The organism is Streptomyces filamentosus (assembly GCF_014654895.1).
Lineage (GTDB): Bacteria > Actinomycetota > Actinomycetes > Streptomycetales > Streptomycetaceae > Streptomyces > Streptomyces filamentosus.
In genome coordinates this window covers 957,667-974,634 of record NZ_BNBE01000002.1, presented here as the reverse complement: position 1 = coordinate 974,634, position 16,968 = coordinate 957,667, and the positions used below count along the sequence as shown (strand labels likewise).

The following is a 16,968-nucleotide window of genomic DNA, read 5'->3' as shown; positions in this document are numbered from 1 at the left end:
CAGGAGTGCTCAGATGTCGATGGCGTTTGGTTCCCCCTTCGGCCCGTCCGACCCGTTCGGCGACCTGCTGAACCGCTTCTTCGGGATGTCACCGGCGTCCTCGCCGCCCGCCGTCCAGCGGGTCCCCATCGGCCGTCTCCTCACCGAGTCGTCCCACGAGCTCCTGAACGCCGCCACCCGCAAGGCGGTCGAGGACGGCACCAGCGACCTCGACACCGAGCACCTGCTGTGGGCCGCCACCCAGGTCGAGCCCACCCGCCGGCTGCTCGCCCGCGCGGGCGTCGACCCGGACGAGCTCGCCGGGAAGATCGCCAAGGTGCTGCCCGAGGAGTCCGAGGAGCCCTCCGCCGAGCCGGGCCTCACCCCCGCAGCCAAGCGGACCCTCGCGCTCGCCCACGCCACCTCGCAGGCGTCCGGCGTCTCGTACATCGGCCCCGAGCACATCCTCGACGCCCTCCTCGGTGACGCCGACTCCGGTGCCTCCCGCTTCCTGCGCGCCCAGGACCTCGACGTCTCCGGGCTGCGCGGCGCGGCGGACCAGGCCGCCCGGGGCGGCGGCGAGGCCGCCCCGGGCGCGGCCAAGCAGCCCGCCACCACGCTCGACGAGTACGGCCGGGACCTCACCGAGGAGGCGAAGGCGGGAAAGCTCGACCCGGTGGTCGGCCGGGCGGAGGAGATCGAGCAGACCATCGAGATCCTCTCCCGCCGCTCCAAGAACAACCCGGTCCTCATCGGCGAGCCCGGCGTCGGCAAGACCGCCATCGTCGAGGGCCTGGCCCAGCGGATCGTGGCCGGCGAGGTTCCCGAGACGCTGAAGGACAAGCGGGTCGTCTCCCTCGACCTGTCCGGCATGGTCGCCGGTGCCCAGTACCGCGGGCAGTTCGAGGAACGCCTCAAGAAGGTCATCGAGGACGTCCAGAAGGCCGAGGGCGAGATCGTCCTGTTCATCGACGAGCTGCACACCGTCGTCGGCGCGGGGGCCGGCGGCGACAGCTCCATGGACGCCGGCAACATGCTGAAGCCCGCCCTCGCCCGCGGCGAGCTGCACGTCGTCGGCGCGACCACCATCGACGAGTACCGCAAGCACGTCGAGAAGGACGCCGCGCTCGAACGCCGCTTCCAGCCCGTCCTCATCCCCGAGCCGAGCGTCGAGGAGACGATCCAGATCCTCGAAGGGCTGCGCGACGCGTACGAGGCCCACCACCGGGTCCGGTTCGCCGACGGCGCCCTCGCCGCGGCCGCCGAACTCTCCGACCGCTACATCAGCGACCGCTTCCTCCCCGACAAGGCCATCGACCTCATGGACCAGGCCGGCGCCCGGGTCCGGCTGCGCAGCGCAGGCCGCTCCACCGAGGTGGTCGGCCGCGAGGACCGGCTCGCCAAGCTCCGCCGCGAGAAGGACCAGGCCGTCGCCGCCGAGGAGTTCGAGAAGGCCAAGCAGCTCAAGGAGGAGATCGCCGAGGTCGAGGGCGAACTCGCCGGCATCGAGGAGCGCCGCGAGGGCGTCGTCTCCGTCACCGCCGCCGACATCGCCGACATCGTCTCCCGCCGCACCGGCATCCCCGTCTCCCAGCTCACCGCCAGCGAGAAGGAGCGCCTGCTCAGGCTGGAGGACGAGATGCACGCCCGGATCGTCGGCCAGGACGAGGCCGTCGCCGCCGTCTCCGAGGCCGTCCGCCGCAACCGCGCCGGCATGGGCGACCCGAACCGGCCCGTCGGCTCCTTCCTCTTCCTCGGCCCCACCGGCGTCGGCAAGACGGAACTCGCCAAGACCCTCGCGGAGCTGCTCTTCGGCGACGAGGACCGGATGATCCGCTTTGACATGAGCGAGTTCCAGGAGAAGCACACCGTCGCCCGGCTCGTCGGCGCCCCGCCCGGATACGTCGGCTACGAGGAGGCCGGCCAGCTCACCGAGAAGGTCCGCCGCCAGCCGTACAGCGTCGTCCTCTTCGACGAGGTCGAGAAGGCCCACCAGGACGTCTTCAGCACCCTGCTCCAGGTCCTCGACGACGGCCGCCTGACCGACGGCCAGGGCCGCACGGTCGACTTCCGCCACTGCGTCGTCATCATGACGTCCAACATCGGCGCCCACCGCATCCTCGCCCACGAGGGCGACGCGGCCGAGCTGAAGGACGAGCTGATGGAGGACCTGCGGGGCCGGTTCCTGCCCGAGTTCCTCAACCGCATCGACGACATCATCGTCTTCCACAGCCTCACGGAGGACGACCTGTCGGAGATCGTCGACCACCTCCTCGACCGCAGCAAGCAGCGGGTCCGCTCTCAGGGCATGACCCTGGAGGTCACCGAGGCCGCCAAGAAGCTCCTCGTCGCCCACGGCCACCAGCCGGAGTTCGGCGCCCGCCCGCTGCGCCGCACCATCCAGACCGAGCTGGACAACCGCGTCGCCACCCTCCTCCTCGGCGGCGAGGCCGACCCCGGCGACACCATCGTCGCCGACGTCGTCGACGACTCCCTCCACTGCACCGTCCGCAAGGGGGAGCAGGCCGCCGGACAGGAGGCCCCCGCCGCGGCCTGATCCCCGCCCGCACGCACGCCACCGCCCCGGGAACATCCTCCCGGGGCGGTGCCGCGCGCGTGGGCGGGCGGTTCAGCCCGAGGGCTCGATCACGACCTTGAGGTGCTTCATGATCGGCTGGTCGCTCTGGGTGCTGTAGTCGCCCAGTGCGCACAGCACGTTCATCTCCGGCATGTACCCCGCCGCGCAGCCGCGCGGGATGTCGTACGGCACCGCCAGATAGCCGTGCAGCGCGCGCGTGCCGCCGTCGCGGGCGGTGGCCGTGATGTCGACGGGGGCGAGGTCCGCGATCCCGCGCTCGCGCATGTCCGCCCGGTTCATGAACACCAGCGTGCGCAGGTTCTTCACGCCCCGGTAGCGGTCGTCGTCGGAGTAGACCGTGGTGTTCCACTGGTCGTGCGAGCGCATGGTGCCCAGCGCCAGCGTGCCCGGCTCCGGGACGACGTCCGGCAGGGGTGCCGAGGAGAACTCGGCCTTCCCCGACGGGGTGAGGAAGACCAGCTCGCGGGCCGGCTGCTTGATGCGGAAGCCCAGCGGCAGCCGCACCCGCCGGTTGAAGTCCTCGAAGCCGTCCAGGACGCGGGCCATGGTGTCGCGGATCCGGTCGTAGTCCTCCACGTACCAGGCCCACCGCGTCGGGCTGCCGGGCAGCGCGGCCCGCGCGATGCCCGCCACGATCGCCGGCTCGGAGAGCAGGTGCGGAGAGGCGGGCTTCTTCATCCCGCGCGAGAGGTGGACCATGCTCATCGAGTCCTCGACCGACGTGGCCTGCTCGCCGCCGCGCTGGTGGTCCTTCTCGGTCCGGCCCAGACAGGGCAGGATCAGCGCCCGCCGCCCGTGCACCACGTGGCTGCGGTTGAGCTTGGTGCTCACCTGCACGGTCAGCTCGCAGTTCCGCAGCGCCCCGTACGTGACCGGGGTGTCGGGCGCGGCCAGCGCGAAGTTGCCGCCCATGCCGACGAACACCGTCACCTCCCCGTCGCGCATCGCCTCGATGGTGCGCACGGTGTCGAGGCCGTGGGCGCGCGGCGGGTCGATGCCGCAGACCTCGCCCAGCCGGTCGAGGAAGGCGCCGGAGGGACGGTGGTCGATGCCGCAGGTGCGGTTCCCCTGGACGTTGCTGTGACCGCGCACGGGGGAGGGGCCGGCGCCCTCGCGGCCCAGGTTCCCGCGGAGCAGCAGCAGGTTGACGATCTCCCGGACGGTGTCGACGCCGTGCTCGTGCTGGGTGACGCCGAGGCACCAGCTGATGATCGACCGGTCCGCCTCCCCGTACACCCGGGCCGCCTCCAGGACCTCCGCGCGGCCGAGCCCGGACTGGCGCTCGATCTCCTCCCAGGAGGTGGCCTCGCACACCGCCCGGTACTCCTCGAAGCCGGTCGTGTGCCGTTCGATGAACTCCCGGTCCAGCGCCCGCGGGTCGGACGCGGAACGCTCCAGGACCGCCTTGGCCATCCCGCGCAGGAGCGCCATGTCGCCGCCGATGCGCGGCTGGAGGTTGAGCGTGGACGTGTCCGTGGCGCGGAAGGTCGCCATGTCCTTGAAGTCGTGCGGGATGATCGCGCGGGTCGCGGCGGCCTCGACGAGCGGGTTGACGTGCACGATCTGCGCGCCCCGGTCGTACGCCTCGGCGAGGGCGGTGAGCATGCGGGGCGCGTTGGACGCGGCGTTGACGCCGAGGATGAAGAGCGCGTCGGCGGCCTCCCAGTCTGCGAGGTCCACCGTCCCCTTGCCGGTCCCCAGCGAGGCCGTCAGGGCCCGGCCGCTGGCCTCGTGGCACATGTTGGAGCAGTCGGGGAGGTTGTTGGTGCCCAGCTCGCGGGCGAGCAGCTGGTAGAGGAACGTGGCCTCGTTCCCGAGCCGCCCCGAGGTGTAGAAGGCCGCCCGGTTCGGGTCGTCCAGCTCGCGCAGCGCGCGGCCGACCGTCTCGAAGGCGTCCTTCCAGCTGATCGGCACGTAGTGGTCGGTGTCGGGGTCGTACGCCATCGGCTCGGTCAGCCGGCCGGCGTCCTCCAGCGCGTGGTCCGTCCACCCGGCCAGCTCGGTCACCGAGTGCGCGGCGAAGAAGTCCCGCCCGACCCGCTTGCGGGTCATCTCCCAGGTGACGTGCTTGATGCCGTTCTCGCAGATGTCGAGGTGGAGGCCCTTGGTGTCGTCGGGCCACGCGCAGCCGGGGCAGTCGAAACCGCCGCGCTCGTGGTTCATCTTCATGATGGCCCGGGGCCCCTCCACCGGGAGGGCGCCCTCGCGCGCCATGAACCGGGTCACGCTCTTCGCGGCGCCCCAGCCGGCGGCGGGGTGGTGGTACGGGCGGACCTCCGGCTTCCCGTCGGGCACGGGGCCCACCCGGGCCCCGGAGGAGTCCTGCTGCTTGGCACGGTCGAGGCTCATGGGCCTGCCACCCTTCCGGCGCCGGGGCGCGAGGGAACGCGGACGCCCCCCTCCGGCAGGCTAAACCGGGCCCCGGACCGCCGCCATCCGGTCGCGCGGGCCGCCCGCGACGGGCTGCGGACCTGGCCTCCCCTGGCTACGCTGGCGCCGTTCAGACCCTTTTGTCCGCATGTACTTTCCGCCGTCCGTGCTTTCCGTGGTCCGCCCCTGTGGTCCGCATTCCCCTCCCGCTGTCCGCCCCTTTCCGCTGTCCTCGTCCGACGGGAGTCGCATGGCCGCCCCCCAGCCCGTCCCCCAGCTCGTCCTCGGCCCGCCCACCCGGGCCGCCCTCTTCCTCACCCTCACCGTCGCCCCCGGCCGGGAGACCGACGTGCGCGAAGGGCTCGGGGAGCTGTCCGGGCTGACCCGCTCCGTCGCCTTCCGCGCCCGCGACGACGCCCTCGCCTGCGTCGCCGGGCTCTCCTCCGACGCCTGGGACCGGCTCGTCGGCGGCCCCCGCCCCCGCGACCTGCACCCCTTCGCCCCCCTCCAGGGCCCCCGGCACCGGGCCCCCGCCACCCCCGGCGACCTGCTGCTCCACCTGCGGGCCCGCCGCGCCGACCTCTGCTTCGAACTGGCCCGGATCGTCCTGGACCGCTTCGGGGACGCCGTCACCGTCGTCGACGAGGTCCACGGCTTCACCTACTTCGACGAGCGCGACCTCCTCGGCTTCGTCGACGGCAGCGAGAACCCCACCGGCCCCGACGCCGCCCGCGCCGTCCTCGTCGGCGACGAGGACCCGGCCTTCGGCGGCGGCAGCTACGTCGTCGTGCAGAAGTACCTCCACGACCTGACCGCCTGGAACGCCCTGAGCACCGAGGAACAGGAACGGGTCATCGGCCGCAGGAAGGCCGACAACGTCGAACTCCCCGACGACGTCAAACCGGCCGACTCGCACGTCGCCCTCAACACCGTCGAGGACGAGGACGGCGAGGAGCGGCAGATCGTCCGCCAGAACATGCCCTTCGGCCGTCTCGGCACCGGCGAGTTCGGCACGTACTTCATCGGCTACGCCCGCACCCCCGACGTCACCGAGCGGATGCTCCGCAACATGTTCCTCGGCGACCCGCCCGGCACCACCGACCGCATCCTCGACTTCTCCACCGCCGTCACCGGCGGCCTCTTCTTCGTGCCGGCCGCCGCCCTCCTCGACGACCTCCCCGCACCCGACACCGCCCCCGCCGCGGCCGCCGCGGAGCCCTCCGCACCGGAGGCCGCCCCCGCCGACGCCGTACTCCCGGGGGCCTCCCTCGGGATCGGCAGCCTGAAAGGAGCCCCGGCGTCATGACCAGCCCCGGCACGCCCCCCACCAGCAACCTGCACCGCGAGCTCGCCCCGGTCACCGCCGTCGCCTGGGCCGAGATCGAGGAGGAGGCCCGCCGCACCTTCCGCCGCAGCATCGCGGGCCGCCGCGTCGTCGACGTCCCCGACCCCGCGGGCGCCGGACTCGCCGCCGTCGGCACCGGCCACCTCACCGACCTCGCCGCCCCCGCCGACGGCGTCCGCGCCCGGCTGCGCGAGGCCCGCCCGCTGGTCGAGCTCCGCGTCCCCTTCACCGTCGACCGGGCCGCCGTCGACGACGTCGAGCGCGGCGCCAAGGACTCCGACTGGCAGCCCGTCAAGGACGCCGCCCTCGCCCTCGCCCTCGCCGAGGACCGCACCGTCTTCGACGGCTACGAGGCCGCCGGCGTCCGGGGCCTGCGCACCGCCTCCTCCAACCCGGCCGTCGCCCTCCCCGCCGAACCCCACGACTACCCCGACGCCGTCAGCCGCGCCCTCACCGCCCTGCGGCTCGCCGGCGTGGACGGCCCGTACGCGCTCCTCCTCGGCGCCGAGGAGTACCGCTCCGTCAGCGAGACCTCCGACCACGGCTACCCCGTCGCCGCCCACCTCGGCCGGATGCTCGACGAACCGCCGATCTGGGCCCCCGCCCTCACCGGCGGCCTCGTCCTCTCCACCCGCGGCGGCGACTTCGAACTCCGCCTCGGCCAGGACGTCTCCATCGGCTACGCCCGGCACGACGCCGACACCGTCGAGCTGTACCTCCAGGAGACCCTGACGTACTTCACCTACACGGACGAGGCCGTGGTCGTCCTCGGCGGGTGAGCGGCGTGTCCGCCTGGTCGTGGCGGTACGCGGTCCCCCGGCTCGCCGGAGCCGGCGTCCTCGGCGCCGCCGCCGGGGCCGTCACGGCCGCCCTCGCCGACACCGGGCTCGGCGTCCTCGCCGGCATCGCCGTCGCCGAGACCGCCTTCGTCGTCACCGGCTGGGCCGTGCTGTGGCCGATGGACGCCGCCACCACCCGGCGCGACCTGCGGCGCGAGGAGTTCCGGCCGGTCGTCGAGGAACTGGCGGTGGTCACGGCGGCCCTCTGCGGCCTCGTCGCCATCGTCGCCCTCCTCCTCACCGGCTCCGGCCACGACCGCGCCGCCGCCGCGACCGCCCTGTGGGGCGTCTTCATGGCGTGGGCGGCCCTCCACCTCATGTACGCGACCCGCTACGCGTACCTCTACCACCGCCCGCCCGAGGGCGGCATCGACTTCAACTCCCGCGACCGCCCCCGATACACCGACTTCCTCTACTTCAGCTACAACCTCGGCATGACCTACCAGGTCTCCGACACGAACGTCTCCGACGCCGGGATCCGGGCGGTCGTCCTGCGCCACTGCCTGCTGTCGTACGTCTTCGGCACCGGCGTCCTCGCCACCGCGATCAACCTGGTGACGGGCATCGTCACCGGCTGACCCGGTGTGCGCGCGCCGCGACGGCCCCGGCAGACTCGCCCCATGAGCCGCACGCGCCCCGCCCGCCCCGCCGGATCCACCCCGACCGCCGTCGTCGTCGGCGCGGGCCCCAACGGGCTCGCCGCCGCCGCCCTCCTCGCCGAGGCGGGGCTCGACGTCACCGTCCTGGAGGCCGCCGGGCGGATCGGCGGCGGCACCCGCACCGACGAGGCGATCCTGCCCGGGCTGCTTCACGACCACTGCTCGGCCGTCCACCCCCTCGCCGTCGCCTCGCCCGCCCTCCGCCACCTCCGCCTCGACCGGCACGGGCTGCGCTGGCTGCTCCCCGAGGTCGACTGCGCCCACCCCCTCGACGACGGCACCGCCGCCGTCCTGCACCGCTCGGTCACCGAGACCGCCGCGGGGCTCGGCGCCGACGCGGCCCGCTACCGGGCCCTCCTCGGTCCCTCCGTACGCCGCTGGGAGACGCTCTCCACGGACGTCATGGGCCCCCTGCTCCGGCTCCCCGACCACCCGCTCCTGCTGGCCCGGTTCGGCCTGCCCACGGTCCTGCCCGCCGCCGCCCTGGCCCGTCTCTTCCGCACCCCGGGCGCCCGCGCGCTGTGGGCGGGCGTCGCCGCCCACGCGTACCGCCCGCTGACCGACCCGCTCAGCTCCGCCATCGGACTCGGCATCCTGACCGCCGGGCACGCGGCCGGCTGGGCGGTCGCCGAGGGCGGATCGCAGGCGATCGCCGACGCCCTCGCCGCCGTGCTCCGCTCCCACGGCGGCCGGATCGAGACCGGCGTCCGGATCACCGGCCACCGGCAGCTGCCGCCCGCCGACGTCACCCTCCTCGACCTCGACCCCGCCCAGGCCGCGGGGGTGTACGGCGACCTGCTGCCGACCCGCGCGGCCGCCGCGTACCGCCGCTTCCGGCGCGGCCCCGGCGCCTTCAAGGTCGACCTCGCCGTCGAGGGCGGCGTGCCGTGGCGCGCGGAGGCGGCCCGCCGCGCCGGGACCGTGCACCTCGGCGGCCCGTTCGCCGAGGTCGCCCGCGCCGAACGGCAGGTGACGGACGGCCGGATGCCGGAGCGCCCCTTCGTCCTGGTCGGCCAGCAGTACCTCGCCGACCCCTCGCGCTCCGCCGGCGACGTCCACCCCGTCTGGACGTACGCGCACGTGCCGCACGGCTACGACGGCGACGCCACCGGGGCGGTCCTCGCCCAGCTCGAACGCTTCGCCCCCGGCGTCCGCGACCGGATCGTCGGCCTGCGCGTCACCCGCCCCGCCGACTTCGCCGCCGCCAACCCCAACTTCGTCGGCGGCGACATCCTCACCGGCGCCAAGACCGTCCCCCAGCTGGTCCTGGGCGCCCGCCCCGCCCTCGACCCCTACGCCACCGGCCTCCCCGGCGTCTACCTCTGCTCCGCCGCCACCCCGCCCGGCCCCGGCGCCCACGGCATGTCCGGCGCGGGCGCGGCTGCCTCGGCCCTCCGCCACCTGGGCATCCGGGCGCCCTGGCGGTGACGGACCACCCGGGGGATCCGCCGCGGGACCCCGGGGCGTCACGGCCCTCCGGGGGCCCCGAACGCCCGGCGGGCGTGCGCGAGGAAGGCACCGACGGCCGGGGTGTGGACGGGCCTCCAGACCAGGGCGAGGAGGGCCGGCACGTCGACGTCGGCCAGCGGGAGCGCGGTGAGCCGGCCGGCGTGGACGGCGGCCATGGACTCGCTGAGGACGGCGACGCCGAGCCCGCGGACGGCGAGGTCGGCGATCGCGTCCGGGGCGCCCGCCTCCATGACGATCGAGGGGCGCAGGCCCTGAGCGGCGCACGCCTGGTCGAGGACCGCGTGCAGGCCCGTGCCCGGGGGCATGCAGACGAGGGGGCGGGCCACCAGTTCGGCGAGGGCCAGGCTCTCCCGGGCGGCCAGGGGATGGCCGGGCGGGACGGCCGCGACGAGCCGCTCGTCGACGATCGTCAGGGCGTGCAGGTCCTCGGGGGTCGCGACGGCCGCCCCCACGAGCGCCAGGTCCAGGGCGCCGCCGCGCACGCCCTCGACGAGCCGGTCGGAGCCGTCCTCCCGCAGCAGGACCTCCACCCCGGGGTGGGCCCCGTGGAACGCGGCGAGGGCGTCGAACAGCGGGGTCACCGTGCAGCCCACGACCATCCCGACCGTCAGCCGGCCCCGGACCAGCCCCGTCACCTCGTCCACCGCCCGGCCCACCGCCCCCGCCGCCGCGAGCGCCGCCCGGGCGTGCGCCAGCGCGGCCTCCCCGGCGACGGTGAGCGCGACCGCCCGCGCCGAACGGTCGAACAGCTCGGCGCCCAGCTCCTGTTCGAGCCGCCGGATCTGTGCGCTGACACCGGACTGGCTGATGTGCACCCGCTCGGCGGCCCGGGTGAAGTTCCGCTCCTCGGCGACCGCGACGAAGTACTCCAGCTGCCTCAGTTCCATGACTGGAGATTCTAGTAGGGAGCAGAACCATCTGTTGGACTTCTGATGGACGGACGGCGAGGCTGGAAGCACGGAAAAGACGAGGCCACCACCCCGGGAGGAACCCGATGCGGGAGCAGGAGAAGACGCAGGTACGGGAGGACGAGGAGTCTCAGGTGGAGAGGGGGGAGTACGAGAAGGCCATGCGCCCCGAGGACATCACCCGCTTCTTCGTCGAGCGGTCCAACGCGGGCGACGCCGCCGGAGTCGCCGCCCTCTACGCCGAGGACGCCGTCCTGGCCTACCCGCCCGGCGAGGTGACGGTGGGCCGGGAGGCGATCCGGGTCCTGTGGGAGAAGGTGCTGGCCCACCGGCCCCGCTTCGAGCCGGAGGAGCCGCTGCCCACGCTGGTCAACGGCGACGTCGCCCTCACCTCCACCCCGCCCCGGGACGGCTCCGGCGCCCGCGCCCAGGTCGTCAGGCGCCAGGCCGACGGGAGCTGGCTGCGGGTGCTCGACCAGCCGGAGTTCGTCTCGCCGGGCGCCTGAGGAGCGGACCCCGGGACCCGGGGCGTACGGGCAGGGGCGCTCGCGCGGATCGGGGTGAGGCGCGGGGGCGCGTGGCTATGAACCCCACCAGGGCTCCCGCACGTGGCGGCTCTCCGTCGCGGTGCACCCCAGGCCGTTGGAGATCTCCTCGGCGTCCAGGTTCCAGCCCAGCACTCCGTTGCCCTTCCGGCTCAGCTCGATCAGCCGGGCGTCGGCGGTGCGGGTCCCGTAGGCGACCCGGCACTCCACGATCGAGGTCCACGCCTGCCCGTCCACCGCCGACGCGAGGAACAGGAGCGGCAGGACGACGACGGTGAGCACCAGCGCCACCAGCTGCTCCGCGCTCGCGAACCGGCGCAGCCAGGGCGGCGGCCGGTACTCCGGATCGTGCGGGGCGCGGTGCGAGCGGTGCGGACGGCGCCGCCCGGTGCGGTACTCCACCACCACGCCCAGGCGGAGCGCGTACGCGGCGAGCGCGGTGGCCAGCCCCCACCACGGCCCGAAGAGGCAGAGGTCGATGAGGCCGACCGCGAGCGGGTTCGCCAGGGTCAGCGCCGTCCGGCGGAGGACCGCCAGGGGGCCCCGGCCCGAGGGGACGGCGCCGCGCGCCGCGAAGACGGCGAAGACGATCCGGGAGACCACGACGCCGAGCACCGAGCCGAGCAGCGGGTCGGTGATCACCATGCCGAGCAGCACGTCCGGCCAGTTCGCCGGCTCCATGCCGACGAACACGTCCCGCACCGCGTCCCCGCCGCCCACCGTGTACGAGACCTTGGCCACCGGCACGGCGAGCGCCAGCGCGAGCAGCACGGTGTGCCCGGCGCCGCCCTTCCGGTCGGCCCGCCGCTCCTCCTCCAGGTCCAGGTCCCGGCCGGAGGGGCCCGGAGCGGCGGGGGCCGGAGCGGAGGGGGCCGGGTGGGGCCCGTCGTCGGCCGGCCCGGTCAGGAGCCGCCGCCCGGCGCGCCCACCGAGAGGACGGTGACGCTGCTCCGGCCCAGGGGCGTCGCGTACGAGACGTCCTCCCCGGCCGTGCGGCCGAGCAGGGCCCGGCCGAGCGGGCTGTCGGCGGTCACCAGGCCGGGATCGTCCGCGTCCGCCAGCTCGCCGATGTGCACGGTCGACTCCGTGCCGTCGTCGAACCGCACGGTCACCGCGCTGCCCACGCCGACCGCCCCGGTCGACGACGGCCGGGCGTCCGGCGAGTCGCGCAGCGTCTCCTCGATCTCGTCGATCCGCGCGTCCAGCCGCTCCGCGTCCGTGGCCCGCTGCAACTCGTCGGCCTGATCGGCGCGGTCGCCGGGCTCGTCGGCGTCGCCGAGCGTGGCGGCGACCTTCGCCCGTTCGGCGCGCAGCTCGGACAGTTCGCGGTTCAGCGCCGTGCGGTCGGCTGCGCTGAGGGGCTCGGGTCCTGCGGTCATGACTGCTCCCGTCGTGCGGTGGCGGGGAGGAAGAAGGACGCTTCCATTCCGACATCCCTGTGAAATCCCGTCAAATCGCACGAAACGGCGGCGGGGGGCCGGGGACCCGGAAAACCGGTGGCGCCCTTCGCGAGCGGGGCGTTAGCGTGACCGCGATGATCGCTCACTCCTCACACCGATGGGGGGCCCTCACCACGCACGGTGCCTGCTGATGAGCATGCCCGAGCGGGAGGACACCCGCCTTTCCCTCTGGCGGCGCGTGCGTGCCCACGCCGTACCGCCCTCCATGATCGAGACCGCCACCGCCCGCCGCCTCGCCGGCGACTGGGCCGGTGCCTGCGCCGCCGCCGGCGTGGACCTCGACCTCGCCCCCCGGACCCTGGCCAGGACCCACGGCGCCGACCTCGCCGCGCGCGTGCGCGCCGACCTCCGCCGCCTCGCCCCCGACCTGCTCCGCTGGCACCTGCCGAGAACCGCCCCGGACGGCCTGCTCCGCCCCGGCCTGACCGTCACCCTGGCCGTCTACGACGACCTCGGGGACGGTGCGGGGGAGAGTGGTGCGGGGGCGGACGGCGCCCGGCCGGGACCGCGTCCGGTCCACCTCGTGGCCCGCACCGCGCCCGCCTGGGCCGACGCCGGACAGCGGATCTCCCTCGCCCTCTGGCACGGGCCGCCCGGCGGCGCCGCCAGAAGCGGCGACTGGGGTGGTGGTGCTGTCGGCGGCTCTGGTGGTCGCGGTGGTGGCGGTGGTGGCGTGTCCCGGTGGAACGCGTACGACCCCGCCGCCTCCGCACACCCCCACCCGCACCCCAGCCGCCGCTTCCGGTTCGACCTCCACCGGCACCTGTGGGACGCCACCCGCGCGGGGGAGCTCCGCACCCGCTCCGGCGCCGACCGGCTGCCCGTCGTCCTTCCCGTCCTTCCCGAGCTCCCCGGCCTTCCGCCCGGCCCCGGCTGGGCCGTGGACCGCTGGGCCGCCGAGGCCCGCCTCCTCCTCGCGGCGGACGGCGGGGCCGGCGGAGCCGGTGGGACGGACGGGAGTCATGGGGCAGGCAGGGCAGGCAGGGCAGGCGAGACGGACGGGAGCGGTGGGGCGGGCGAGGCCGCGGGGTCGGTCACCGTACGCCTCGGCGCCCGCCACCGGCTCCTCCTCACCCTGGACCCGGACGGCGGAGCCCGGACGCGGCTCGTACCGCCGGGGCGGGGACGGACACGGGGAGGGGGAGGACCCCCGGCGTACGCACCGGCCGATCGCCGTGACGCCGGTCCGCCGCTGCTCCCCGACGCGGCCACCTGGACGCCGCCGGACCTCGCGCTGCTCCGCGCCGGCCTGATCGCCCCCGGCGACCTGCACCCGCTCGTCGCGGCGGCGCTCGTGCCCGGCCACCGGCCCGGACCGGACGCGCGCCCGGCGAGGGAGAGGGCGGGGGCGGACCGGGCGTGGTTCGTGGAGTGCCGGGGGAACCGGCACCGCATCGGGCTCGTCGACGGCGTCCTCGCGGCGCTCGACCACGACCCGGCCGAACTCCGCCGGGAGGAACTCCTCGTCGCCCTCTCGGGGACGCCCCTGCCCTGCCTCCGGGTGATCGACGAGGCCCACCGCAGGCCCGACTGCCTCGACGGGGTGCGCGAACGCCTCGCCCACGGCGACGCGGCCGGCGCGCTCGCCGTCGTCGAGGCCCTGCTCGGCCCCGCCGCCGCCCTGCGGGACGGCCCGCTCCGCGAGGCCCTGGAACGCGCCGCCGAACGCAAGGTCCTCCACGGGCTCTACCGGGCGGGCCTGCGCGCCACGGGCCCCGGCGACGTCCCCGAACCCCCGTCCCCGTCCCCGTCCACGCCCACACCCGCGTCCGTGTCCGGGGCCGGGACCAGGTCCGTCCCGGCCCCCGGTCGCCCCAGACCGTCCCGCAGCCGCAGGTTCGCCGCCCGCGCGGCCCGCCGCCGCCTCGCCCACCGCGCCCACCCGCGCCACGCCCTGCCCAGCTGACCTGCCCTGTCCGGCCCGGTTGCCCCGTCCGGACCTCCTGACCCCTCGGACCTCCTGATCCGCCGGACCTCCTGGTCCGCGGGATCCGCTGGTCCGTCGTTCCGGCACGCCTTCCCGCCGGTCCTTCCCCACCCGTCTCCGTGCCCCGGCACGCCCGCACCCACCCCAGGTGATCACCCATGCGCACCCACGCCCCCGCCCGCCCCGCACCCACCACTCCCCTCGCGGTCCCCACCCCTCCCGCATCCCCCGCAGCCCCGGCGCCCGCCCCGCTCGCCGTCGCCGCCGACCTCCTCGCCCTGCTCGGCGACACCCGCACCGAACCCCGCGCCGACGACCAGCTGGAGGCGCTGACCCTGGCGGTCGCCGCCGACCTGCCCGTCCTCCTCTGGGGCGAGCCCGGCATCGGCAAGACCGCGGCCCTCACCCGGCTCGCCGAGGAACTGGACCTGCCGCTCACCACCGTCATCGCCAGCGTCCACGAACCCACGGACTTCTCCGGACTGCCCGTCCTCGGCGACGACCCGGCCGCGCGCGGGGTGACGATGGCGCCGCCCGACTGGGCCGTCCGCCTGGTCCGGGACGGCAGGGGCCTGCTGTTCCTCGACGAGCTGTCCACCGCGCCGCCCGCCGTCCAGGCGGCCCTCCTGCGGCTCGTCCTGGAACGCAGGGTCGGCACCCTCACCCTGCCGCCCGGGGTGCGGATCGTGGCCGCCGCCAACCCCCGCGCCTCGGCCGCGGACGGCTGGGAGCTGAGCGCCCCGCTCGCCAACCGGTTCGTCCACCTCCGGTGGACCCACGCGCACGAGGTCGTCGTCCGGGGCCTCGGCGGCACCTGGCCCCGCGCCGTCCTGCCCGGCCTCGACCCGCTGCGGCTGCCCGGGGCGGTGGAGCACGCGCGGCGTGCGGTCTGCGGACTCCTCGACGCCCGGCCGCCGCTCGTCCACCGGCTGCCGGCCGACGAGACCCGCAGGGGCGGGCCCTGGCCCTCGCCCCGCAGCTGGGACATGGCCCTGCGTCTGGTCGCCTTCGCGACCGCCGCCGGTTCCTCCCGCGAGGTCCTCTCCCTGCTGGTCCGGGGGACCGTGGGGGACGGGCCGGGATTCGAACTCCTCGCCTGGCTCGACCGGATGGACCTCCCCGACCCGGAGGACCTGCTCGCCGACCCGGCCGGCGCGCCGCTCCCCGAGCGCGGCGACCGCCGCCAGGCCGCCCTCGAAGGCGTCGTGGCCGCCGTCCGCGAACGCCCCGCCCGCGACCGCTGGGACGCCGCCTGGACCCTCCTCGCCCGCGCCGCCGAGACCGGCCCGCCGGACCTCGTCGTCGTCCCCGCCACCACGCTCGCCGCCCTCCGCCGCGACGACTGGAACGTCCCCGCCGCCATCGAACGCCTCGCCGGAGCCGTGGACCTCTCCCGCCGCGCGGTCCGCCCCGCCCCGACCCGGGGACGCCGATGAACACCCCCGCTGGCCCTGCCGCTCCCGGTACTCCCGCCGCTCCCGTCGGCCCCACCGCCCCCGAGGCCCCGGCCGAACAGGCCCTTGACCACGACAAGCTGTACGCGGCCCGGCTCTACGCCGTCCGCGTCCGCCCCTACCTGGCCACCGCCCTCTTCGCCCTCCGGGTCGTGCCCTCGCGCCGCGTCCCCACCATGGGCGTCGACCGGCACTGGCGCATGTACGTCTCCCCGGCCTTCGTCGACCGGACGCCGATGCGGGAACTGGCCGGAGTCTGGGTCCACGAGGTCGCCCACCTGCTCCGCGACCACCACGGCAGGGGCGACCGCGTCGCCCGCGACCTCGGCCCCGCGGACGGCGAGGCCGAACGCCTCCGCATCAACATCGCCGGCGACTTCGAGATCAACGACGACATCTACGGCGACGGCCTCCCGCGCCCGGCCGGCGTCCTCCACCCCCGGATGATCCGGATGGACACGGGACTGCTGATGGAGGACTACCTCCGCGCGGTACGCATCGTCCCCCGCACCCGCGAGATGGCCTGGCTCGACTGCGGCAGCGGCGCCGACGGCCGCGCCCGCGCGTGGGAGCTCGGCCCCGAGGGCGCGGACGGCCTCAGCCCCCAGGAACGCGAAGCCGTCGTCCACCGCGTCGCCCAGGGCATCACCGGCCTGCCCGGCACCACCCCCGCGGGCTGGCAGCGCTGGGCCGAACAGGTCTGCCACCCACCCCAGCCCTGGCGCGAACTCCTCGGCGCGGCCCTCCGCGCCGCCGTCTCCTCGGCGGGCACCGGCGAGGACTACACCTACCGCCGCCCCGCCCGCCGGGCCGCCTCCCTCCCCAGCGTCGTCCTCCCCAGCCTCCGCCGCACCCCTCCCCGCGTCGCCGTCGTCGTCGACACCTCCGGCTCCGTCTCCGACACCGAACTCGGCAGCGCCCTCCTGGAGACCGCCGCCCTCACCCGCGCCCTCGGCGGCCGCCGCGACCTCGTCACCGTCATCGCCTGCGACGCCGCCGCCCACACCGCCCGCCGCCTCTGCGCCGACGCCGACATCCCCCTCGTCGGAGGCGGCGGCACCGACCTCCGCGCCGGCTTCGCCCGCGCCCTCCGCCTCACCCCCCGCCCCGACGCCCTCGTCGTCTTCACCGACGGCCAGACCCCCTGGCCCGAGACCGCCCCCTCCTGCCGCACCGTCGTCGGCCTCTTCCCCCGCCCACCCGCCTCGGACGAGGACGGGGAGGACGAGGATCCGGTGCCGGACGGGCCACCGTCGTGGGCGCGAGTGGTGGAGATCGGATGACCGGATCCCACATCCGGAATCCGGCATCCGAAATCCAATGTCCTGAACCCGGCACCCGAGATCCCATGTCCTGGATCCGATATCCGGCATCCAATGTCCTGGATCTGATATCCGGGATCCAATGCTCTGG

The 16,968-nt window shown here is 75.5% G+C and carries 13 protein-coding genes; 9 read left to right on the top strand and 4 right to left on the bottom strand.

Going from position 1 to position 16,968, the window contains the following annotated elements; genetic code table 11:
- Positions 1-13 precede the first annotated feature (13 nt).
- Positions 14-2,536 carry an ATP-dependent Clp protease ATP-binding subunit gene (locus tag IE326_RS23280; protein ID WP_190042876.1) on the top strand — a complete coding sequence of 841 codons (2,523 nt, stop codon included), beginning with the start codon at positions 14-16 and terminating at the stop codon, positions 2,534-2,536.
- A 72-nt stretch (positions 2,537-2,608) separates the two neighbouring features.
- Here the strand turns inward: IE326_RS23280 and IE326_RS23275 are convergent, their stop codons facing one another.
- Positions 2,609-4,927 (bottom strand): FdhF/YdeP family oxidoreductase, encoded by a 2,319-nt coding sequence (locus tag IE326_RS23275; RefSeq protein WP_190042875.1) that lies wholly within the window; start codon positions 4,925-4,927, stop codon positions 2,609-2,611.
- Positions 4,928-5,198: 271 nt separating this feature from the next.
- Between IE326_RS23275 and IE326_RS23270 the strand changes: the two genes are divergently transcribed.
- Genes IE326_RS23270 through IE326_RS23255 form a run of 4 tightly spaced genes read left to right on the top strand, consistent with a single transcriptional unit; the run spans position 5,199 to position 9,219 of the window.
- Positions 5,199-6,254: a Dyp-type peroxidase gene (locus IE326_RS23270; RefSeq protein ID WP_190042874.1), complete on the top strand. Its 1,056-nt coding sequence runs from the start codon at positions 5,199-5,201 to the stop codon at positions 6,252-6,254.
- Positions 6,251-7,072, top strand: coding sequence for a family 1 encapsulin nanocompartment shell protein (locus tag IE326_RS23265; RefSeq protein ID WP_190042873.1), 822 nt, complete (start codon positions 6,251-6,253; stop codon positions 7,070-7,072). Before IE326_RS23270 ends, IE326_RS23265 begins: the two co-directional genes overlap by 4 nt.
- Positions 7,069-7,710: a DUF1345 domain-containing protein gene (locus tag IE326_RS23260; protein ID WP_150226668.1), complete on the top strand. Its 642-nt coding sequence runs from the start codon at positions 7,069-7,071 to the stop codon at positions 7,708-7,710. Before IE326_RS23265 ends, IE326_RS23260 begins: the two co-directional genes overlap by 4 nt.
- A gap of 42 nt (positions 7,711-7,752) precedes the next feature.
- Entirely contained in the window at positions 7,753-9,219 is a 1,467-nt protein-coding gene (locus IE326_RS23255) for a phytoene desaturase family protein (RefSeq protein ID WP_190042872.1), read from the top strand.
- A 38-nt stretch (positions 9,220-9,257) separates the two neighbouring features.
- On the opposite strand, the gene IE326_RS23250 is transcribed toward IE326_RS23255, so the two are convergent.
- Complete coding sequence (locus IE326_RS23250; RefSeq protein WP_190042871.1) at positions 9,258-10,148, bottom strand: LysR family transcriptional regulator; 891 nt, start codon at positions 10,146-10,148, stop codon at positions 9,258-9,260.
- Positions 10,149-10,330: 182 nt separating this feature from the next.
- On the opposite strand from IE326_RS23250, the gene IE326_RS23245 reads away from it, so the two are divergent.
- Positions 10,331-10,675, top strand: a complete 345-nt coding sequence (locus IE326_RS23245; protein ID WP_190043479.1) for a YybH family protein — start codon at positions 10,331-10,333, stop codon at positions 10,673-10,675.
- A gap of 75 nt (positions 10,676-10,750) precedes the next feature.
- Here IE326_RS23245 and IE326_RS23240 read toward each other — a convergent pair whose 3' ends face one another.
- Together IE326_RS23240 and IE326_RS23235 are read right to left on the bottom strand one after the other, a co-directional pair.
- The gene (locus IE326_RS23240) at positions 10,751-11,539 is read right to left on the bottom strand and encodes a hypothetical protein (RefSeq protein WP_190043478.1); all 789 of its coding nucleotides are present in this window, start codon (positions 11,537-11,539) and stop codon (positions 10,751-10,753) included.
- A 77-nt stretch (positions 11,540-11,616) separates the two neighbouring features.
- Entirely contained in the window at positions 11,617-12,093 is a 477-nt protein-coding gene (locus IE326_RS23235; protein ID WP_190042870.1) for a GreA/GreB family elongation factor, read from the bottom strand.
- A gap of 211 nt (positions 12,094-12,304) precedes the next feature.
- Here IE326_RS23235 and IE326_RS40930 point away from each other — a divergent pair, with 211 nt between their 5' ends.
- The 3 genes from IE326_RS40930 to IE326_RS23220 all read left to right on the top strand — a co-directional run bounded on the left by IE326_RS40930 (position 12,305) and on the right by IE326_RS23220 (position 16,838).
- Positions 12,305-14,080, top strand: coding sequence for a hypothetical protein (locus IE326_RS40930; RefSeq protein ID WP_229915582.1), 1,776 nt, complete (start codon positions 12,305-12,307; stop codon positions 14,078-14,080).
- Between the two features lie 179 nt (positions 14,081-14,259).
- Complete coding sequence (locus IE326_RS23225; RefSeq protein WP_190042869.1) at positions 14,260-15,537, top strand: AAA family ATPase; 1,278 nt, start codon at positions 14,260-14,262, stop codon at positions 15,535-15,537.
- Positions 15,534-16,838 carry a vWA domain-containing protein gene (locus tag IE326_RS23220; protein ID WP_190042868.1) on the top strand — a complete coding sequence of 435 codons (1,305 nt, stop codon included), beginning with the start codon at positions 15,534-15,536 and terminating at the stop codon, positions 16,836-16,838. Before IE326_RS23225 ends, IE326_RS23220 begins: the two co-directional genes overlap by 4 nt.
- Positions 16,839-16,968 lie beyond the last annotated feature (130 nt).